This is a genomic window from Pseudohalocynthiibacter aestuariivivens, from assembly GCF_018457175.1.
Taxonomy (GTDB): Bacteria; Pseudomonadota; Alphaproteobacteria; order Rhodobacterales; family Rhodobacteraceae; genus Pseudohalocynthiibacter; species Pseudohalocynthiibacter aestuariivivens.
In genome coordinates this window covers 168,994-188,099 of the sequence record NZ_JAGFNU010000003.1, presented here as the reverse complement: position 1 = coordinate 188,099, position 19,106 = coordinate 168,994, and the positions used below count along the sequence as shown (strand labels likewise).

General features: G+C 53.1%; 20 protein-coding genes. 10 read left to right on the top strand and 10 right to left on the bottom strand.

The window, feature by feature from the left end; all coding sequences use genetic code 11:
• Positions 1-26 precede the first annotated feature (26 nt).
• The 4 genes from J4E70_RS06775 (at position 27) to J4E70_RS06760 (ending at position 4,284) form a co-directional block, all read left to right on the top strand.
• A complete protein-coding gene (locus tag J4E70_RS06775) occupies positions 27-509 on the top strand; it encodes a (2Fe-2S)-binding protein (protein ID WP_213888335.1) in 483 nt (160 codons plus the stop codon).
• A gap of 101 nt (positions 510-610) precedes the next feature.
• Positions 611-2,977 carry a xanthine dehydrogenase family protein molybdopterin-binding subunit gene (locus J4E70_RS06770; RefSeq protein ID WP_213888334.1) on the top strand — a complete coding sequence of 789 codons (2,367 nt, stop codon included), beginning with the start codon at positions 611-613 and terminating at the stop codon, positions 2,975-2,977.
• 13 nt (positions 2,978-2,990) lie between these two features.
• Positions 2,991-3,776, top strand: coding sequence for an FAD binding domain-containing protein (locus J4E70_RS06765; protein ID WP_213888333.1), 786 nt, complete (start codon positions 2,991-2,993; stop codon positions 3,774-3,776).
• Between the two features lie 115 nt (positions 3,777-3,891).
• On the top strand, positions 3,892-4,284 hold the full coding sequence (locus J4E70_RS06760; protein WP_213888332.1) for a hypothetical protein: 393 nt from the start codon (positions 3,892-3,894) through the stop codon (positions 4,282-4,284).
• Between the two features lie 72 nt (positions 4,285-4,356).
• Here J4E70_RS06760 and infC read toward each other — a convergent pair whose 3' ends face one another.
• Positions 4,357-4,872 (bottom strand): translation initiation factor IF-3, encoded by a 516-nt coding sequence (gene infC, locus J4E70_RS06755; RefSeq protein ID WP_247077176.1) that lies wholly within the window; start codon positions 4,870-4,872, stop codon positions 4,357-4,359.
• A 221-nt stretch (positions 4,873-5,093) separates the two neighbouring features.
• On the opposite strand from infC, the gene J4E70_RS06750 reads away from it, so the two are divergent.
• Both J4E70_RS06750 and J4E70_RS06745 read left to right on the top strand, forming a co-directional pair.
• Positions 5,094-5,378: a hypothetical protein gene (locus J4E70_RS06750; protein ID WP_213888331.1), complete on the top strand. Its 285-nt coding sequence runs from the start codon at positions 5,094-5,096 to the stop codon at positions 5,376-5,378.
• A gap of 11 nt (positions 5,379-5,389) precedes the next feature.
• Positions 5,390-5,950: a hypothetical protein gene (locus J4E70_RS06745; RefSeq protein WP_213888330.1), complete on the top strand. Its 561-nt coding sequence runs from the start codon at positions 5,390-5,392 to the stop codon at positions 5,948-5,950.
• A gap of 207 nt (positions 5,951-6,157) precedes the next feature.
• On the opposite strand, the gene J4E70_RS06740 is transcribed toward J4E70_RS06745, so the two are convergent.
• The 8 genes from J4E70_RS06740 to cysG form a co-directional block, all read right to left on the bottom strand.
• Positions 6,158-6,895 (bottom strand): hypothetical protein, encoded by a 738-nt coding sequence (locus J4E70_RS06740; RefSeq protein ID WP_213888329.1) that lies wholly within the window; start codon positions 6,893-6,895, stop codon positions 6,158-6,160.
• Positions 6,896-6,922: 27 nt separating this feature from the next.
• A complete protein-coding gene (locus J4E70_RS06735; protein ID WP_213888328.1) occupies positions 6,923-7,237 on the bottom strand; it encodes a hypothetical protein in 315 nt (104 codons plus the stop codon).
• A 287-nt stretch (positions 7,238-7,524) separates the two neighbouring features.
• Entirely contained in the window at positions 7,525-8,346 is an 822-nt protein-coding gene (locus J4E70_RS06730) for a ferredoxin--NADP reductase (RefSeq protein WP_213888327.1), read from the bottom strand.
• A 64-nt stretch (positions 8,347-8,410) separates the two neighbouring features.
• Positions 8,411-8,827 carry a DUF934 domain-containing protein gene (locus tag J4E70_RS06725; RefSeq protein ID WP_213888326.1) on the bottom strand — a complete coding sequence of 139 codons (417 nt, stop codon included), beginning with the start codon at positions 8,825-8,827 and terminating at the stop codon, positions 8,411-8,413.
• Positions 8,827-9,579 (bottom strand): phosphoadenylyl-sulfate reductase, encoded by a 753-nt coding sequence (locus tag J4E70_RS06720; RefSeq protein ID WP_213888325.1) that lies wholly within the window; start codon positions 9,577-9,579, stop codon positions 8,827-8,829. The genes J4E70_RS06725 and J4E70_RS06720 overlap by 1 nt, the downstream gene beginning before the upstream one ends.
• Complete coding sequence (locus J4E70_RS06715) at positions 9,569-11,239, bottom strand: nitrite/sulfite reductase (RefSeq protein WP_213888324.1); 1,671 nt, start codon at positions 11,237-11,239, stop codon at positions 9,569-9,571. The genes J4E70_RS06720 and J4E70_RS06715 overlap by 11 nt, the downstream gene beginning before the upstream one ends.
• Positions 11,232-11,540 carry a DUF2849 domain-containing protein gene (locus tag J4E70_RS06710; RefSeq protein WP_213888323.1) on the bottom strand — a complete coding sequence of 103 codons (309 nt, stop codon included), beginning with the start codon at positions 11,538-11,540 and terminating at the stop codon, positions 11,232-11,234. Before J4E70_RS06710 ends, J4E70_RS06715 begins: the two co-directional genes overlap by 8 nt.
• Complete coding sequence (gene cysG / locus J4E70_RS06705) at positions 11,537-12,937, bottom strand: siroheme synthase CysG (protein WP_213888322.1); 1,401 nt, start codon at positions 12,935-12,937, stop codon at positions 11,537-11,539. The genes J4E70_RS06710 and cysG overlap by 4 nt, the downstream gene beginning before the upstream one ends.
• A 142-nt stretch (positions 12,938-13,079) precedes the next feature.
• Between cysG and J4E70_RS06700 the strand changes: the two genes are divergently transcribed.
• Positions 13,080-13,541 (top strand): Lrp/AsnC family transcriptional regulator, encoded by a 462-nt coding sequence (locus J4E70_RS06700; protein ID WP_213888321.1) that lies wholly within the window; start codon positions 13,080-13,082, stop codon positions 13,539-13,541.
• A gap of 7 nt (positions 13,542-13,548) precedes the next feature.
• Here the strand turns inward: J4E70_RS06700 and J4E70_RS06695 are convergent, their stop codons facing one another.
• A complete protein-coding gene (locus tag J4E70_RS06695) occupies positions 13,549-14,733 on the bottom strand; it encodes a cytochrome P450 (protein WP_213888320.1) in 1,185 nt (394 codons plus the stop codon).
• A gap of 103 nt (positions 14,734-14,836) precedes the next feature.
• Here J4E70_RS06695 and J4E70_RS06690 point away from each other — a divergent pair, with 103 nt between their 5' ends.
• From J4E70_RS06690 to J4E70_RS06680, 3 genes are all read left to right on the top strand, one after another.
• Positions 14,837-16,591, top strand: a complete 1,755-nt coding sequence (locus J4E70_RS06690; RefSeq protein ID WP_213888319.1) for a sensor histidine kinase — start codon at positions 14,837-14,839, stop codon at positions 16,589-16,591.
• Positions 16,588-17,811, top strand: coding sequence for a sigma-54-dependent transcriptional regulator (locus J4E70_RS06685; RefSeq protein WP_213888318.1), 1,224 nt, complete (start codon positions 16,588-16,590; stop codon positions 17,809-17,811). Before J4E70_RS06690 ends, J4E70_RS06685 begins: the two co-directional genes overlap by 4 nt.
• A 247-nt stretch (positions 17,812-18,058) precedes the next feature.
• Positions 18,059-19,063, top strand: coding sequence for a DctP family TRAP transporter solute-binding subunit (locus tag J4E70_RS06680; RefSeq protein ID WP_213888317.1), 1,005 nt, complete (start codon positions 18,059-18,061; stop codon positions 19,061-19,063).
• Positions 19,064-19,106 lie beyond the last annotated feature (43 nt).

The window sequence follows — 19,106 nt, the reverse complement described above, 5'->3', positions numbered from 1 at the left end:
CAAACATATCAATCTGGGAGGATCGAATGACCGAGGTCAAAATGACCGTGAACGGTAAGGCCGTTTCCGGTACCGTCGAAGGACGCACGCTTTTATCACAATTTTTGCGAGAAGACCTGGAGATGACCGGGACTCACATTGGGTGCGACACCTCTCAATGCGGAGCCTGTGTTGTGCATGTTGATGGGCAAGCCGTTAAATCCTGCGCGATGTTCGCCGCCGAAGCAGATGGGGCCGAAGTGACCACCATTGAAGGCATGGCGAATGCCGATGGGTCGCTTTCCACATTACAGCAAGCGTTTCAGGACCATCACGGGTTGCAGTGCGGGTTCTGTACGCCGGGCATGGTTATGTCGGCAGCGGCATTGCTTGCGGAGAATCCTAAACCAAGCGAAGCAGAGATTCGTCACTATCTTGAAGGTAATATTTGCCGGTGTACCGGCTACCATAACATTGTGAAGGCTATTCAGGCTGCATCTGGTCAGGACGTAGCAATCGCCGCGGAATAAGCCAATGTCTGTGCGATTGATACGCGTAGATTTTGGATATTTATAGAATAAAGAAAGGGAGTGGTTCGCAAGAGAACCCCCCTTTGTTCAGGGAGGAAAACATGCCAAAAGACGGAGGCATCGGTGCCAGCACAAAGCGGCGCGAAGACGTGCGGTTCTTGACCGGGAGTGGTCATTATACCGACGATATAAATTTACACGGACAGGCCTATGTTCACTTCCTGCGTTCAGAAGTTGCGCATGGAGAACTCAAAGGGGTCGACACATCCGCCGCTGAAGCGATGGATGGGGTCGTCCGGATTTTCACCGGGGCGGATTTTGAGGGTATTGGTGGACTGCCCTGTGGCTGGCAGATCACTGACCGGTTTGGCGAAGTGATGCAGGAGCCGGCGCATCCGGTTCTGGCACAGGGCAAGGTACGCCATGTGGGCGATCCGATTGCCGCCGTTGTTGCGGAAAGCCCCGAGGCAGCACGCGATGCAGCCGAAGCGATTGTGGTCGATATCAAAGAACTGCCTGCCGTGATCGATATGAAAGAGGCAGTCGCAAACAGCGATATCAAGGTGCATGATGATTTGACGTCAAACCTTTGTTATGACTGGGGATTCGTTGAGGAAAACCGCGACGCCGTGGATGAGGCAATTAAGAATGCCCATCACGTGACAACGTTAGAGTTGAAAAACCAGCGTCTTGTAGCAAATCCGATGGAACCGCGTGTTGCGGTGGGGGAATACAGTGCCGGAACGGGCGACTATACGCTTTACACAACCAGCCAGAACCCGCATGTGATCCGGCTTCTGATGGGCGCTTTCGTGCTTGGCATTCCCGAGCATAAACTGCGTGTCGTGGCCCCTGATGTTGGCGGCGGATTCGGCTCTAAAATCTTTCACTACGCGGAAGAGGCGTTTTGTACCTTTGCAGCAAAAGCGGTCCGGCGCCCGGTGAAGTGGACGGCAAGCCGCTCAGAAGCATTTATCTCGGATGCACAGGGTCGGGATCATGTGACCAAGATCGAACTGGCGCTGGATAAAGACGGGCATTTCCTGGCATTGCGGACAGATACCTATGCCAACATGGGTGCATATCTTTCAACCTTCGCGCCGTCTGTTCCAACCTGGCTGCATGGCACGCTGATGGCGGGGAACTACAAGACACCGCTGATTTACGTGAATGTGAAGGCAGTTTTTACCAACACAGTGCCTGTTGATGCGTATCGCGGGGCAGGACGACCAGAGGCGACGTTTCAGTTGGAACGTGTCATCGACAAAGCAGCGCGTGAAATGGGGATCGACCCGATTGCGCTGCGTCGCAAGAATTTTGTTACTGAATTTCCTTATGCAACGCCTGTTGCGGTGGAATATGACACAGGCGACTATGAGGCGACGATGGCCAAGCTGGAAGAGATCGCTGATCTCAAAGGCTTTGAAAAACGCCGCGCTGCGAGTGCCGAAAAGGGAATGTTACGTGGTCTTGGCGTCAACTGCTATATCGAGGCTTGCGGTATCGCACCGTCAAACCTTGTTGGTCAGCTTGGCGCGCGCGCCGGGCTGTATGAAAGTGCGACCGTGCGAGTGAACGCGACTGGCGGCCTTGTTGTCATGACAGGCAGCCACAGTCACGGGCAGGGGCATGAAACCTCTTTTGCGCAGGTGATTTCAGACATGATCGGGGTCGATGCCGACATGGTCGAGATCGTGCATGGAGATACCTCGAAGGTGCCGATGGGCATGGGGACTTATGGTTCGCGTTCCATCGCAGTTGGTGGCTCTGCAATGGTGCGGGCGACAGAAAAGATCATCGCCAAGGCCAAGAAGATTGCGGCCCACCTGATGGAGGCTTCTGACAGCGATATTGAACTGAAAGATGGTCAGTTTACCGTCGCGGGCACGGATAAATCCGTAGCCTGGGGGGATGTGACGCTGGCGGCCTACGTTCCGCACAACTATCCGCTTGAGGATATTGAGCCGGGGCTTGAGGAAACCGCGTTTTACGACCCGGCGAACTTTACTTACCCTGCAGGAGCTTACTCCTGTGAGGTAGAGGTTGACCCGGACACTGGCAAGGTGACGATTGCAAGCTTTGCTGCGGCTGACGACTTTGGCAACATTGTTAACCCGATGATCGTTGATGGTCAGGTTCACGGTGGTATCGGGCAGGGCATTGGTCAGGCGTTGCTTGAAAACACGGTCTATGATGAAAACGGTCAGCTCCTGACGGGTTCATATATGGACTATGCAATGCCACGTGCGGATGATCTGCCGTCGTTTTCCGTAGATCACAGTTGCCAGACGCCTTGTACTCACAACCCGCTGGGTGTGAAGGGCTGTGGAGAGGCGGGTGCAATCGGTTCACCCCCTGCGGTGGTCAACGCCGTGGTCGATGCGCTGCAGCGCGCGGGCCACACCAATGTTACCCATATTGATATGCCACTCAGCCCGTCCCGGGTCTGGGCTGCGATGAATTCCTGAGGAGGATTGAGCCATGTATGCTTTTAACATTGAACGACCCTCTACCATTGCCGGTGCAGTCGACGCTTTGGCCAAGGATGAGGCGCAGGCGCTGGGCGGTGGGCAAACGCTGATCCCAACGCTGAAACAACGTCTGGCTTCGCCAGATACGCTGGTGAGTTTGACGGGTATTCCCGAGATGCAGGGCATCTGTACGGCTGACGACGGTGCACTTTGCATCGGCGGGGCGACAAGCCATGCAGCCGTTGCTGCGGGGGCGTCGGCCTATCCGGCACTTGCTGCGCTTGCGGGTGGCGTGGGTGATCCTGCTGTGCGCAACAGGGGAACGATTGGCGGCTCGCTCGCCAATAATGACCCGTCGGCGTGCTATCCTTCGGCGGTCCTTGCTTCTGATGCAACCATTGTGACCAATGCACGTGAAATTGCAGCGGATGACTTTTTCGATGGCTTGTTTGCGACTGCACTGGATGAGGGGGAAATCATCACTGAAGTCCGTTTTCCAGTTCCCGAGGCCGCGAACTATCAGAAGTTCCTGCAGCCCGCATCGCGGTTTGCGCTGGTTGGTGTTTTTGTTGCGAAATATGCAGACGGTGTGCGTGTTGCCGTGACCGGGGCATCCGAAGACGGTGTCTTTCGCTGGTCAGACGCAGAGGCAGCGCTTTCCGGAAACTTCAGTGCGAGTGCTCTTGCTGAACTTTCGGTCCCTGCAGATGGTATGATTGCTGATTTGCATGGATCTGCCGAGTATCGCGCGCATTTGGTTAAGGTGATGACAGGGCGTGCCGTTTCGGCCGCCTGATAGCGTCACATAAAGTTGAAGGCCGCAGTAGCAGTGCTGCGGCCTTTCTTGTGGAAGTCATGTTAATACACGTTTAGGTTGTGGTGATAATTTCGCCAATAACGTGAGTATGAAAATGATAATCGATATATGGAAAAGCTTTCGCAGATTACCCGGGTGGGTGCAAATCTGGCTGGCATTTATTCTGGCCCCGCTCAATATGGTAAGTCTCGCATTTCTTTCAGAGCCGCGGGGGATGCTGATCGCAGTGTTGGCCATTGTGGTCGGCATGATGCCCAACTTTTACATCATGGCAAGAGAGCGCGGCTTTTCCAGAGCAATGGCATTTTCCCACATTGTTGGCTGGACTCCTCTGATCTGGATTTTGTGGACGACAATCAGATCCGATTCAATTGTAGGCGAATATCAAACCTATCTTTGGGCGTTGCTTTTCATAAATGTAATTTCACTGGCATTCGACTATGTTGATGCTTGGAGATGGATCAAAGGTGATCGTGCGATTGCATAAACAAAAATGCCCCTGCGAAAGCGGGGGCATTTGCGTTTTTACTCGTTGAGTCGTTTTTCAGAACGAAAAGCGTTACTTCGGCAGTGGCCCGATCATCATGATCATCTGCCGGCCTTCCATTTTTGGCATGTTTTCGACTTTGCCAATGTCTTTGGTGTCTTCTGCGACGCGTTCCAACAGTTCACGGCCAAGGTTTTGGTGCGCCATTTCACGCCCGCGAAAGCGGAGTGAAATTTTCACCTTGTCGCCGTTGTTTAAAAAACGAAAAACGTTCCGCATTTTCACATCGTAATCATTGGTGTCCGTGTTCGGGCGGAACTTCACCTCTTTGATTTCAATGATCTTTTGCTTTTTGCGCGCTTCAGATTCACGTTTTTGCTGTTCGTATTTGAACTTGCCAAAATCCATGATCTTGACCACGGGCGGCACCGCATTGGGCGAGATTTCGACCAGGTCAAGCCCAGCTTCTTCTGCCAGCACCATGCCCCTGGCGGGGGATACGACTCCGACGTTTTCGCCATCGGCGCCAATTAGCCGGATTTCAGTACCCTTGATATTTTCATTTACGCGGGGGCCAGTTTCACGCACCGGTGGGGCGTTGTGGGGTCTGCGAGCTATAACAAATTTCCTTCAACAGTTGTGCAATGCTGTGCGGGAAACTAGACGGCAAACCCCGCCAATTCAAGCCGATAACAGCAAAAGATGAGCAAACAGCCGCCAGTTTCCCCCTAGCATGCTTTCCCTATCCGCAGTCATCTGTCATAGCACGCGTTAATGAGCACGTTTTAAATACGGAAAGGAATATTGTGATGAACAAAATATGGATCATTCTTGCCTTGCTCGCAGTCGTAGCAATTGGCGGCTATGCATTTAACCAAAGCCAGACTGCAGAGGAAGAACCAACCGTTGAAACACCTGCTGTCGCGGATGATGCTGCTGAAGCAGAAGAAACAAGCGACGTTGCGGAAGCTGTTGAAAACGCGGTTGAATCTGCAAGCGAAGTTGTGTCTGAGGCTGCGGAAGAAGCTGTCGACCAAGCGGAAGAAGCAGCTACAGACGCCGTTCAAGGCGTTATCGAATCTATTACAGAGTAAGGAATAAAGTAATGAATAAGACTTGGATTATCGCGGCTTTGCTCGCGGCTGCGGGTGTTGGCGGATACGCTTATTATCAAAGCAACGCGCCAGTTAGTGAAGTTATGGAGAGCGATTCTGGCGAAGTTGAAACGCCAGCCGCGCTGGAAGAAGCGTCTGAAGCTGCGGGAGAAGCGGTGGAAACTGTGACCGAGTCGGTGACCGAAGCGGTCGAGGAACCGACTGAAGCTGTTGAAACGACGACCGAGGCTGTGACTGAAACCGCAACAGAGGCGGTAGAGACTGCAACCGAAACCGTGACAGAAACAGCTACGGAAGCTGCTGAAACCGCCACCGAGGCAGTGACTGACACAACTACAGAGGCAGCGGTGGAAATGGCAACCGAGCCCATGGTTGATGCCGCACTGACAGCAGAAGGTTTTGACGCCGCGAAAGTCATTGAAATGATTGATGGGTCCGACCTTGGCGTCATCCAGAAAACCACGATGTCAGCCCTAGTCGAACAAGCATCTGAGGACCCTGATCTTGTCGAGTCAGTCCTGACACAAGTGAAAGAGGCGTTGGGTCTCTGACCCGACTCCTCTAAAGTGGCGCTTTGAATTTCAACGTGTCATGCAGACAAAAAGTCCCAACCAATGCCTGTCGCGGAAATCGCGGCAGGTAATTTTTTCGTAAATGATTGGAATCCGTAAGGCTGAAGTATCGATGTGGTTTCGAAAAACTTTCTCACACACGCAAGTCTATCAATCCGCACCAAAACAAAGCACTTCCACTTACTGTTATCCATCTGACAGGTGGGCAAGATCGAGAAGGTTCTCACGAATTTCCTTGCTATAGAGAACCTGAAACTGAAGATACATTTGTTGATCGAATAGCGGGTGGTCAAAATAGCTTTGCTGGGTGCATTCGAGCAAGCGATCGAAAATGATAAGGTGCTCAGCACTCTTTGTATCGCCATCCTGTTCAAAAGAGAGTGCCGCGCCCATAAACCCTGGATACGCCAGAGCCCAGCCATCTTTCGGGCCACCCACAAGATTTTGCAATGATCGATTACCGGCTGGGTCAGGCACCAAATCTGGTATCGTCCTAGCCACCCCATCGTTTCTTGAAGCTGGCAATAAGTCCGCCGCTGCTTGCCACGCCTGATCACATTCCAGAGTAGGCCTCATATGGCGAGTTTCAGGAAATAGCGGTGGGCACGCGTCATTTGCGGATCTGCAGACCTCAAAGAACTTTTTTCTTCCATAGGAGCTTGCCGGATCCAGTGCCAAACCAGTTTTGAGATGCCTTGATGCCTCCTGATGTCGCTTTTCCCGATGGAGCACGTAGCCTAGGAATTCGGGGAACCACGCCGCTTCCGGATAATCTGCCATCAATTGTTTGGCGCGCGCTTCCATCTCTGCAATGCGCCCCAGACGCCACAACATTTGCAGATGGTGCTGGTGGTTGAATCTGCTGGACGGATTGAGAGAAATAGCAATTTCAATTGCGTCTAACGCAGCTTGATATTCATCCATTTCACCAAGGGCATCACTTAGCCACTGTCAATAGAGATCGTCATCCGGCACCAGTTCCGTGGAACGCTCAAAGTCCTTTGCGGCATTCGGCCAGTCTTCTAAAGAAAACGATGCCCGACCTCGAAAATGGTATAGTCTGGCGCGGTTTGTATCACTGAGGTCGGAAGTCGACAATAACTCCGAACAGGCAGGTATTGCGGCCTCCGGATTTTGCTTCGCAGATCTACAGATATTGTATTCTGCAGTTGTTTGATCCCGTTGAGTATAAAACAGCAAACCAGCAAAAATAAGGAATATTATCGCCAGAGCCAGAAACAGAAATTTGGATGAGCTGCCTGTCATGGATTTAGCCTGTTTTTATTACTTGGTGTTTTTTTGTTCACACCGCTCTGCTCGGCAGAGCAAGCAAATCAGCTAATGCGAATAAATCCATTAAGTCACACAACCTAAAGAAATGTAAAGACCCCGTCTAACCATTTCACAGCGCCGCTATCCTTTCGGTATATTAAGTTGTTATCCGCTGATGAGTTAGATCAGCGCGTTACAGCCGACTAGACTGTTCCTGTGTGCCACAACACGAAAAGCCCCGGAATAAAACCGGGGCTTTGCTTTTCTAACTCGTCTGGTTTTTATCCGACGAAGGCTTTTTCGACCACGTATTCCTTGGGGTCGGAATTCGCGCCTTCCCGCAGTCCGGCGGCTTCCAGAATTTCCTTGATGTCATTGTTCAGGCCGAGCGACCCACAGACCATCGCGCGGTCCGTTTCCGGGTTTAGCGGCGGAATGCCAAGATCCTCAAAGACCTGACCTGATTTCAAAAGTTCGGTAATCCGGCCCATCTTCGGGCTCTCTTCGCGCGTGGTTGTCGGGTAATACTTTAGCTTGTCCCCGACGAGTTCGCCGATTAGCGGGTCGTCACGCAGGCTTTCGACCAACTGGCGGCCATATTCCAATTCCGCAACTTCGCGGCAGGTATGCGTCAGGATAACTTCGTCATAATTTTCATAGGTTTCAGGGTCGCGGATCAGCGACGCGAAAGGTGCGATACCGGTGCCGGTCGCAAAGAAGTAAAGCCGTTTTCCGGGCAGCAGTGCATCATGCACTAGCGTTCCAACCGGCTTGGGTCGCAGAATAATCTCATCCCCGGGCTGGATGTGTTGCAGGCGTGATGTCAGCGGGCCATCCTGCACCTTGATCGAATAAAACTCCAGCTCTTCATCCCAGCTTGGCGAGGCGATGGAATAAGCGCGCAGCAAAGGGCGGCCATTTTCACCCATAAGGCCAATCATCACGAATTCGCCCGAACGGAACCGCAGGCTTTGCGGACGCGACACACGAAAGGAAAACAGTCTGTCGGTCCAATGTTTAACAGACGTCACGGTCTGAGCGTCGGGCAGGGTGGGTACGGCTTTTACCGGGGCGGCGTCATTCACTGTTACATGCTCGTTCATAATTTACGCGGGACTGCGCCCCGCCCTCTGTCTGGGGAGATATAAGATTTTGTTTTGCTCAGGTCTAGGTCCGCAACCGCGACTGATAGTCATGGGCACGCCAGTCCGCACGGAACTGCCACTGATCCTCTGGCTGACGTGCGGCAAGGTCTTCGCTGATTTCAACTTCGTCAAAGCCAGCGCGCCGCGCCATTGCATATTGATCTGCGATGACATGGCCACGGGCGCGCAAACGACCGTGAAACCCCATCATGCGCAGACGCCGGGCAATGGTAAAACCACGACCGTCGGCGAAGCTTGGGAAATCCACCCGTATCATATCGATATGGGACAGATGTGGTTTCAAAGCTTCGGGTTCCGCGTCAGAGTCCAGATCAACGGCCAAGGCAGGCGGTGTGTTTGCGGGCAGTTCCTCAAGGCGGAAAAAGCCATTAGCCCAATCTTCGGTCTGAAACCCGGTATCTGTTACAAGTGTCGTCATCATGATGCTCCTACGGGCAGGGGGCCGGGTACCATTTTGCCATTTACAAAATGGATGCCGCATTCGATTTTTTCTTCGCCGCGCCAGCGCCCGGCGCGCGGGTCTTCGCCTTCGTTTACCGGTGATGTGCAGGGCGCACATCCGATCGAAGGGTAACCTTTTGCAACCAGCGGATGGCGCGGCAGGCGATTGTTTTCCATATAGTCGCGCACATCATCGCGTGTCCAATGGGCAAGCGGGTTTACCTTGATGCGCTTATTTTCTTCGTTTTCAAAGAAGTCGAGCGCAGCGCGGGTGTCAGACTGAAACCTTTTGCGTCCCGTGATCCAGGCATCAAACCCTGAGAGGGCCTTTTGCAAGGGTGCGAATTTGCGCAATGCACAACAAGCATCTGTGTCATGCTGATGCAATGTTCCGGCCGGATCAAGGCGATTCACGTCCACTTGTGTTGCACGAACAATCCGTACGTCTGTAAGCTTCAACCGCTCTGTAATCTCAAGTTGATAGTCGAGCGTTTCTTCAAACAGCATCTCGGTGTCGATAAACAAAACGGGCGTGGTTCGATCCATGATCGAAATCATATGCAACAGCACGACTGACTCCGCCCCGAAGGACGAAACCAAGCCAATTTGTCCAACAAATGGGTCGCTAAGTGCGCGTTCCAGAACCGAGGTTGCCCCGTGGTGCTGGTACCGTACATTTAGCTGCTCCACCCGCTCATTGACGGTTAGGTGTAGCGTTTCATGCCGCATTTTTCTTGATTGCCTCCGGGTAGAGCACAGCCTTGAATGGGCCGGCACCTAAGCGTTTGTAGGTCTGAAGGAAGGGTTCTTCAGCATCAAGACGCATGTCCAGATATCCAAGCACCAACCGTTCTATTGCTGGTACGATCTCGTCATAGGCGAAACCGGGACCGGCACGTTCGCCGATGGCGGCGTTTTCTGTACCATCGCCGCCAAGCGTGATCTGGTAGTTTTCCACGCCGGCACGGTCGAGCCCAAGAATGCCGATATGACCAACATGGTGGTGGCCACAGGCATTGATACAGCCAGAGATTTTGATTTTCAGTTCGCCGATATCATGCTCGAGCTTCAACTCGTCAAAACGGGTTGCGATTTGCTGGGCAACGGGAATTGAGCGTGCGGTCGCAAGGGCACAGTAATCCATGCCGGGGCAGGCGATGATGTCAGAGATCAGCCCGATATTTGCGGTCGCGAGACCCACCTCTTTCAGTGAGGCATAGATTGCCGGCAGGTCTTTCTTGTGAACATGCGGCAGGATCACGTTTTGCTCGTGGCTGATACGCAGTTCATTATGCCCATATTGTTCGGCAAGATCGGCCATCACGCGCATCTGATCAGAAGTTGCATCGCCCGGTGTCTGACCATGCGCCTTGATCGAAATTGTGACGATCGCGTAGTCAGGGTTTTTATGCGCACTCAGATTGGTATCAGACCATGACCGGAAAGCCGGGTTGGTGTCGCGCGCGGTTTGATATTGAGCAGTTGGGCCGCTGACGAATTCAGGTGCTGCAAAGTGGCGCTCGATCTCGGCAAGATGTTCCTGATCAACCCCGGAAAACTCTGGGCGAATTTGTGTGAACCGTGCGTCAACAAGCTCGCGTATTTTATCAAGCCCGTTTTCGTGAACAGTGATCTTGATGCGTGCTTTGTATTTGTTGTCGCGACGACCTAAGAGGTTGTAAACACTTACAATTGCCTCGCAGTATGGTAACAGGTCTGCCTTTGGCAGGAATTCACGAAGCACTTTGCCAACCATCGGGGTACGGCCAAGGCCGCCACCAACAATGACTTCAAAACCGGGCTCTCCCGCCTCATTGCGCACCATGCGCAGGCCAATATCATGCGCGCGCGTCACAGCGCGATCTGTCGGGCTGCCAGATACGGCGATTTTGAACTTGCGCGGCAGGAACTGGAATTCAGGGTGATCCGTTGACCATTGGCGCAGCAGTTCCGCGATTGGACGCGGATCTTCGATTTCATCAGCAGATGCACCTGCAAAATGGTCAGCGGTTACGTTGCGGATTGTGTTCCCGGATGTCTGGATCGCGTGCATTTCAACGTCAGCCAGTGCGTCAAGCATATCCGGCACATCCGACAGTTTTGGCCAGTTGTACTGGATATTCTGGCGGGTAGTGAAATGGCCATAGCCTTTGTCCCAGCGGTCAGCAAGATAGGCAAGCTGGCGCATTTTAGCGGAATCAAGCGTGCCATAAGGAATGGCCACCCGCAGCATATAGGCGTGAAGCTGTAGATAGAGACCATTCATCAGGCGCAGGGGCTTGAATTCATCCTCGGTTAGCGATCCGTCAACGCGACGTTCGACCTGCAAGCGGAACTGGGCATTACGAGAGCGAACAAATGCTTCGTCAAAGTCGTTATACTTATACATTGGTTTGCTCCGACTGTTTGCCATGCTGATAGTTTGAAGGTCCGCGAGAGCGGAAATCTTCACGAAAGTGGATTGGGGCCGGGCCATTCGGGCCAAGCTTTGCGTCCGCCAGATAGGCACCCACAACTCGTTCCTGTTGTGCTTCGGCAAAGCCCAGGCGGATCGCGGCGCGTGCCTCATCTGTGATGAACTCAGCGTCGCTGTGGTTGCGAGACCAGTCACCGTTTTCGGTCAGGTAGATAACATCACCTTCAACAAGGTGGTTCGCTGTTACGATTTTAGGGGCGAAGTTTTGGCTCATAGGCTCAGAACCTTTTTATCAAATGTGTCAGCAAGGGCGAGCGCCGCCCGGGGCGCGAGGCCATATAGGGTCAGGGCGGGGCCGGTCAGACTTGCCTCGGTCAATGCGTTGCCAAGCTCTGAAAGAACTGTTAAAACAATGCGTTGCGTTGGGCGAGAGGCATTTTCGATAACGGTTATGGGCGTGTTTGGTGCAGCGCCATGCATCATCAGGCGACCCTGAATGAACCGGGCTGACTTTTTACCCATGTAAATCGCGGCGACTTCGCCGGTTTGGGCAAGCGCACGCCAGTCCTGTTCGGCAAAACCCTTCATGTCGTGACCTGTCAGGAAGCGAACTTCGCTGTTGCGGCCACGTTTGGTCAGGCTTTGCCCAATGCCTGCAACTGCGGCAGAGGCAGCGGTGATGCCGGGTACGATGCGCCAGCTAACGTTTGCGGCATCAAGTGCGTCTATTTCTTCGTCAAGACGGCCAAATATGGTGGGATCACCTGATTTCAGCCGTACAACATGCGCACCGTTTTGTGCATGTTCAATCAAAAGCGCGTTGATTTCTTCCTGAGTGGCGGAAGGCCCAAAACCTTCTTTTCCGACATTCAGCAAAATCGCTTCGCGGCGGGCGAGCTCCAGAATTTCCGGGGCAACGAGACGGTCATATACAACCACATCTGCTGCATCCAGCGCCTTGCGCGCCTTAAGAGTCAGTAACTCCGGATCACCGGGGCCAGCACCCACGAGATCAACATGACCAGGCTGTTCAGAGCGGCTCAGATGATCTTTCAGCAAGCTATCAAGTGTTGGACGAAGACTTTCGACACCATCAGCTTCTAGCGCGGCAGTTCCCGTCTTGAAATAATAGTCAGCCCAGAATTCGCGACGTTTGCGGCCCATTGGAAGGGCTTCAACCTTGTGACGGAATGCTTTGCCGATACGCGCGAGCATGCCCAGAACAGGAGAGAGTTTTTCTTCGAGATCAGCTTTGATAGCGCGTGCAAGCACTGGGGCTGCGCCTTCGGTGCCGATTGCAATCGTAACCGGATCGCGGTCAACAATGGCAGGGGTGATAAACTGGCTATCATTCAGATTGTCTACGATGTTTACCAATGCCCCTTCATCTTCCGCTATCGCGGCGACGCGGGCGTCCTCGGCTGCATCCTCGTTTGCTGCATAGAACAAAACAGATCTGGCTGTGTCTCCAGCCCGAAATGGCCGATCTTTCAGTGAAAGCTTGCCAGAGGCGGCCCAGTTCTTGATTTCTTCAGCAGGGTTTGTGGCAAAAACCGAAATGTGTGCTTCTGTTTTTAGCAACAGGCGCAGCTTCGCAATTGCCGCTTCGCCACCGCCAGATACGGTGATTTTGCGGCCCTCGACTGCCATAAAGATCGGGAAATGTTTCATCCACTGCGCCTTTGCGTTTCGTTTCTGTCCTTGATATAGGATATTTTCCCGTTTATGGGCTAGTCTCAGCAATGAATAAGGACGTTTGTTCTGGCTATTGTCGAAATAGGAACACCTGTTCTAAAAGTTGGAAGGAAGCGGTATGTCTGTTCGTCTGGATGATGTAGATCGGAAGATCCTAAAGGAATTGCAAAGCGATGCGGGGCAATCTCTGGACGAAATTGCGCGCAAAGTCGGCTCTTCCAAGACACCTGTGTGGAACCGAATCCGCAAATTGCGGGATGCTGGCGTTATCGGACAGCAGACGGTGCTGCTCGACGCCGAGGCGCTTGGGTTTGAGGCTTGTTTTTTCGTTTTGATCCGAACATCAGAACATGAAGCGGAGTGGCAGAAAAAGTTTCTGAAAGCTTTGCAAGACAGACCCGAAGTGCAAGAAGCTCACAGGCTGGCCGGGGATATTGATTATATCCTGAAGGTGCGTGTGGCGAATGCGCGGGCATATGATGTGTTTTATCAGGCACTTATCGCCGAGGTGCGGATTTACAATGTGACGGCCTTGCTTTCGATGGAAGAGCTGAAATCAACAACGATGCTTCCGATTTGATCGTAGCCTAGCGCGATACCATAAGGGTTTTCAAACCGTGAAAGTGATAGAGGTTTGCGTATAACGCAGGCTCAGTCATGGTCAGTTGGGGGCAGCGTGAAAACAGGATGGGTATGGCAATCTGCAATTCCAACCGAGCGAGCGGCGCGCCGACACAAAAGTGAACCCCGGCCCCGAAAGAAGTGTGAGGTTTTACAGCTCGGCTTACGTCAAAACGGGCCGCATTTTCAAAGGCGGCATCATCGCGGTTGGCAGAGGCGAGAAGTAATCCAACTTCGTCACCCGCCTTGAAGGAATGGCCGAACAGTTCTTCTGCGTCTTCATATGCCCAGCGTGTGAACATATGAAGCGGTGGGTCAAAGCGCAAAATCTCCTCTACCGTTCTTTCAATGTTTTCAGATGAATAAGCATCTGAACGAGTGTTGTGTTCCAAAAGCGCCTTTACACCGTTGCCAAGCGTATGCACCGTTGCTTCATGCCCCGCGTTCAGAAGCAGGATGCAGGTTGTAATCAGCTCGTCTGTTGTCAGTTTTTGCCCCACTTCCTCGGCTGCAATCAGGCTGGTTATCAGATCATCACGCGGGGATTTTCGCCGCTCTTCAACATATGACCGCATGAAGCTGACAAAAGCTTCGGTCGCAGCCACCGCAGCAAACTCATCCTCTCTTGTGCGGCGTGCCTGATACATTGTGACCATTGCGTTGGACCAGCGCAAAAGTTCGCTGCCCATCTCTTCCGGTATGCCCAAAAGGCGGCAAATGACGATGACAGGGAGCTTCTGCGCAAATTGAGGTAGCAGATCAAACTCCTCTGCTGGAAAAACATCAATCAACTGATGGCACAGGGTTTCTATTTCAGGCGCAAGCGTCTGAATACGTCGTGATGTGAACGCGCGCAGTACCAGCGAACGCAGGCGCGTGTGACGCGCACCTTCAAGTTCCAGCATCGAATGCGCTTCAACCGCATAAAATGGTTCCAGATGTTGCGGAATCTCAGGGCGCTTGTCTTGGGGAATTTCGCGCCCGAACCGCCGGTCGCGCAGTAACGCGTTTACGGCGTCGTAGCTGGTTGCGCAGGGCAACGAATAGTCGTCCCACCAAATCAACTCACCGGCCGCACGACCCCGTTCATAAAACGCGTAAGGGTTCTGAACAAACGCGGCGTCTGTCGGAGATTGCGAAAACCGTTGCACGGGGACCTTTCTGTTTCGGATCGAGTTTTTCGAAAGACGCTGGTCTTTGCAAGACGGGCTGCATAAACTTTCCTCGTATCCGGAATGCCTTAAAGGGGAATTCATGCCGCGCCGCCTGCTGGCTGTATTGGGATTTATAGTTGCCGTCTCGGTTTTTGCCGGTGGGGTCTGGTGGTTTGCCTACACCTCTGGGCTGCAACAGGTTGCTGACCGGGGTCGTGCAGACCTGTCCTCGGCGGCAGAACGGCTCGTTGGTCAGCTGGAACGGTTTCGCCAGGTGGCGGTCCTGATGGCGGACCACCCGATATTGGTCGCCCTTGCACAAGGCGCGGGCGAAAGGGACAGGGCAAGCGCCCTTTTGTTGCAAACAGCCGACCAAAGCGGATCGCTTGAAATTTCGTTCTTGTCACGCAGCGGGTGGGTTTTGGCGTCGTCAGACAAGACCGCGATTGGGTTGAACCTGTCAAACACCGCCGAATTTAAACGGGCCATGCAGGGTGCGCTTGGTGTTGAACACGCGCAGGTTGGAAATGGCCAGCGGCGCGCGTTTGCTTTCGCAGCACCGGTGTTTGACGCTGGTTTTCCGGCGGGTGCGGTTGTCGTGCGCGTCGACATGGAAACCGTCGAGGAATCAGATTGGCGCGGTGATCCACAGGCCATCTTTTTTACGGATGATCAGGGAGTTATCTTTGTCGCAAACCGATCAGAGTTGTTGTTTCGTACGCGGGATTTGATGCCGGAGATACGCTATAATCAGGATGCTCTGCAGCCATTCATTCGATATCAGGAAAGGCAGATTAGCGGGCTTTCGGTTTGGTCGCTTGATGCTGGTCGGTACTTGCCCAAGCGCGCATTGCATCTGGTGCAGCCTCTTCCAGTGATTGGCATGACTGGTGAAGCCCTTGTCGATACCGCCCCGGCCGAACGAATTGCGACATTGCAGGCGGCTGTTGCCGGTGCGCTTTGCCTTGCATTTGGTGCGTTTTTGTTTTGGGCGACAGAGCGGCGGCGCACCCTGGCAATTGCCAATGCAGAACTTGAAACCCGTGTTGCGGAACGTACGGAAGAACTGGTTTCCGTCAACCAAAGCCTGCGTCACGAGATTGCAGAACGGGAAGAAGCCGAAGCCGCGTTGAAAAAGGCACAGGCCGATCTGGTTCAAGCGGGCAAACTTTCGGCCCTTGGTCAAATGTCTGCGGGAATCAGCCACGAACTTAACCAGCCCCTAATGGCAATCCGAAGCTTTTCAGAGAATGCCGAGGTCTTCCTTGAGCGCAACAAACCAGACGTCGCACGCCAGAACCTTTCCCGTATTTCAGAACTGGCGCGGCGCATGGGACGGATCATAAAAAACCTGCGCGCTTTTGCGCGGCAGGAAAACGAGCCGATTTCTGATGTGGATATTTGTGCTGTAGTGCAAGCTGTGCTCGAACTTTCAGAGGCGCGGATTGCACAGGGAAACGTAAAGTTGGACTGGGCCGCGCCAGACCACCCCGTATTTGTGCGCGGGGGCGACGTTCGTTTGCAACAGGTGGTGATGAATCTGGTCTCAAACGCGATGGATGCCATGAGCGCAACATCTGAAAAGCGCCTGGAACTCTTTTTAGAGCAAGAGGACGGCAAAGTTTTGCTGCACGTGCGGGATACAGGCCCGGGCATTGATGATCCTGAAAAGATTTTTGACCCGTTCTATTCCACCAAAGAGGTTGGCCAATCCGAAGGCATGGGGTTGGGTTTGTCCATATCCTACGGATTGGTGCAAAGCTTTGGGGGTGCAATCCGTGGGCGCAACCACCCGGAACGTGGCGCCATTTTCACCGTTGAACTGACGTCTGCCAGGCTAGAGGAGGCGGCATGACACATCGCGTCTTATTGGTTGATGATGATGTGAATGTGCGCGATGCGCTTGGCCAGACACTGGAACTCGCTGATCTAAGCACCATTCCGGCAGGCAGTTATATCGAAGCAAAGGATCATATTGTTCCTGATTTTGACGGTGTGATTGTCACCGATGTGAGAATGCCCGGAAAAGACGGGTTTCACTTGCTTGAATACGCACAAGAGGTTGACCCGGACTTGCCCGTGATTTTGCTGACAGGCGAGGGGGACATTCCAATGGCGGTCAAAGGCATTTCCGCTGGCGCCTTTGGGTTTTTGGAAAAACCATGTGCGCCAAAAGACCTGCTTTCGGTGGTCGAAAAGGCGCTGAAGACGCGCGCGCTCGTTCTTGAAAACCGGAGACTGAGACGTCAATTGGAAACGGGCGATGCGGCCTCGCGCATGTTGTTTGGCATATCGCCGCAAGCCGAAGATTTGCGCACGCGCGTAAGGTCTGTCGCGCACTCCTCTGCCGAAGTTCTGGTCTACGGAGAGCCCGGCACAGGAACGTCAAAGGTGGCGGAAGTTATCCATTTATTGTCTGCGGCATCCATGCGGCCGTTTCAAAAAGTCTCTGCGGCGTCGTTGTCTCCGGAAACGCTGGGACAGGCTTTTGAGGCTGCGGGAGATGGCTCCTTATTCATTGACGAAGCTGCGGCATTGACGCCAGCAACGCAGTTTGCGCTGCTGGAAAACCTTGAAACAGAGAAATCCACCCGCGTGATCGCAGCAACCTATCGTGATTTACAGGCAGAAGCCCTGGCTGGGCGGTTTAACCCGGACCTCTACTATAAGCTTGAGGTTATGAGCGTTCGAATTCCAGCGATCCGCGAGCGCGCAGAAGATATACCGGTCTTGTTTCGGCACTATGTCGCGATTGCTTGCGAGCAAGCGGCACTGCCACTGCCCGAAATCACGCCCGAAGTTATTTCCCGCCTTATGGCGCAAGACTGGCCCGGGAATGCCCGCGCCCTGATGAACGAAGCTATGCGGTTTGCAATGGGCCTTTCGGAAGGGGAAGAAGTGGAAGAAATAGGCTTTGCGGAACAGATGGCAAAGGTCGAAAGATCCCTTTTGGTCGAAGCGCTCAGGAAACAGCAGGGAAACGCATCAAAGGCGGCCCGCGCCCTGAAACTGCCGCGAAAAACCTTTTACGATAAACTTTCAAAGCATGGGATTCGCGCAGAATTTTACCGTTAGGGATTGTGCGGAAAACCACACAATCTACGCTTCTGCCTGTGTGAAATACCGCCAGTTCGATTGCCCGACGTGGCAAGTCCGAAAGAGGTATGTTGCGTAAAATGCTGATATATAGCTATAAATACAGATAAGCATGAGCGTATGAGGTTTTTCTTGAGCGACCAACGCTCAACCGCTCTTATTTCAACAGATGCACCAGAGGGGTGCGTTGTCAGAATTTTTTGGATCAATCTGGGAGGAAACCAAGATGAAATTCCTAACCGCTGCTGCAACCGCTGTGGCACTTACATTCACCGCACAGGCAGCATTTGCATCATGCGAAGACGGTGAGATCGTTATCAAGTTTGCCCACGTGACAAACACCGACCGCCACCCCAAAGGCATTGCGGCCGCACTTTTAGAGTCGCGCGTCAATGAGGAAATGAACGGCGTTGCCTGTATGGAGGTATTCCCGAACTCAACCCTTTATGACGATAATAAAGTTCTGGAAGCCATGCTTCAGGGCGATGTGCAGCTTGCAGCACCTTCCTTGTCAAAATTCGAGGCGTTCACCCGTCGGTTCCGCATTTTTGACCTGCCCTTCATGTTTACAAACATTGAAGCGGTTGATGCGTTTCAGGCTTCAGATTCTGGGCAGGCGATGCTTGATTCAATGCAGCGCCGCGGTCTTCAGGGCTTGGCGTTCTGGCACAATGGCATGAAGCAAATGTCAGCGAACGTACCACTTGTTGCACCCACAGATGCAAACGGTTTGAAATTCCGGGTGCAATCCTCTGATGTTCTTGTCGCACAGATGGAAGCAATCGGCGGCAGCCCTCAGAAAATGGCCTTCTCCGAAGTTTACGGTGCGCTGCAACAAGGCGTTGTTGATGGGCAGGAAAACACCTGGTCCAATATCTTCGGCAAAAAGTTCTTCGAGGTGCAGGATGGTATCACTGAAACCAACCACGGCATCATCGACTATCTGGTCGTGACGTCGACCGAATGGGTTGACAGCCTTGATCCTGCCGTGCGTGATCAGTTCATGACTATTCTTCATGAGGTAACAGAAGTGCGCAACGCAGAGTCCTATGCTGTTAATCAGGCATCCCGACAGTCTGTTCTTGATGCTGGCGGAGTTATTCGTGAGCTGTCGCCAGAACAACGTCAGGCATGGGTCGATGTGATGAAACCCGTCTGGGCTCAGTTTGCAGAGGACGTGGGTCAGGAAAACATCGACGCCGCTCAGGCTATCAATGCAAACCTGAACTAAGAAAGATCGGCGCGGCTCTAACAGGGGCCGCGCCTTTTTTGAG

What these genes read in the sequence shown, in the direction of transcription:
- J4E70_RS06775 (WP_213888335.1), top strand. Translation starts at nt 27, where the DNA reads ATGACCGAGGTCAAAATGACCGTGAACGGTAAGGCCGTTTCCGGTACC.
- J4E70_RS06770 (WP_213888334.1), top strand. Translation starts at nt 611, where the DNA reads ATGCCAAAAGACGGAGGCATCGGTGCCAGCACAAAGCGGCGCGAAGAC.
- J4E70_RS06765 (WP_213888333.1), top strand. Translation starts at nt 2,991, where the DNA reads ATGTATGCTTTTAACATTGAACGACCCTCTACCATTGCCGGTGCAGTC.
- J4E70_RS06760 (WP_213888332.1), top strand. Translation starts at nt 3,892, where the DNA reads ATGATAATCGATATATGGAAAAGCTTTCGCAGATTACCCGGGTGGGTG.
- J4E70_RS06750 (WP_213888331.1), top strand. Translation starts at nt 5,094, where the DNA reads ATGAACAAAATATGGATCATTCTTGCCTTGCTCGCAGTCGTAGCAATT.
- J4E70_RS06745 (WP_213888330.1), top strand. Translation starts at nt 5,390, where the DNA reads ATGAATAAGACTTGGATTATCGCGGCTTTGCTCGCGGCTGCGGGTGTT.
- J4E70_RS06740 (WP_213888329.1), bottom strand. Translation starts at nt 6,895, where the DNA reads ATGGATGAATATCAAGCTGCGTTAGACGCAATTGAAATTGCTATTTCT.
- J4E70_RS06735 (WP_213888328.1), bottom strand. Translation starts at nt 7,237, where the DNA reads ATGACAGGCAGCTCATCCAAATTTCTGTTTCTGGCTCTGGCGATAATA.
- J4E70_RS06730 (WP_213888327.1), bottom strand. Translation starts at nt 8,346, where the DNA reads ATGAACGAGCATGTAACAGTGAATGACGCCGCCCCGGTAAAAGCCGTA.
- J4E70_RS06725 (WP_213888326.1), bottom strand. Translation starts at nt 8,827, where the DNA reads ATGACGACACTTGTAACAGATACCGGGTTTCAGACCGAAGATTGGGCT.
- J4E70_RS06720 (WP_213888325.1), bottom strand. Translation starts at nt 9,579, where the DNA reads ATGCGGCATGAAACGCTACACCTAACCGTCAATGAGCGGGTGGAGCAG.
- J4E70_RS06715 (WP_213888324.1), bottom strand. Translation starts at nt 11,239, where the DNA reads ATGTATAAGTATAACGACTTTGACGAAGCATTTGTTCGCTCTCGTAAT.
- J4E70_RS06710 (WP_213888323.1), bottom strand. Translation starts at nt 11,540, where the DNA reads ATGAGCCAAAACTTCGCCCCTAAAATCGTAACAGCGAACCACCTTGTT.
- cysG (WP_213888322.1), bottom strand. Translation starts at nt 12,937, where the DNA reads ATGAAACATTTCCCGATCTTTATGGCAGTCGAGGGCCGCAAAATCACC.
- J4E70_RS06700 (WP_213888321.1), top strand. Translation starts at nt 13,080, where the DNA reads ATGTCTGTTCGTCTGGATGATGTAGATCGGAAGATCCTAAAGGAATTG.
- J4E70_RS06690 (WP_213888319.1), top strand. Translation starts at nt 14,837, where the DNA reads ATGCCGCGCCGCCTGCTGGCTGTATTGGGATTTATAGTTGCCGTCTCG.
- J4E70_RS06685 (WP_213888318.1), top strand. Translation starts at nt 16,588, where the DNA reads ATGACACATCGCGTCTTATTGGTTGATGATGATGTGAATGTGCGCGAT.
- J4E70_RS06680 (WP_213888317.1), top strand. Translation starts at nt 18,059, where the DNA reads ATGAAATTCCTAACCGCTGCTGCAACCGCTGTGGCACTTACATTCACC.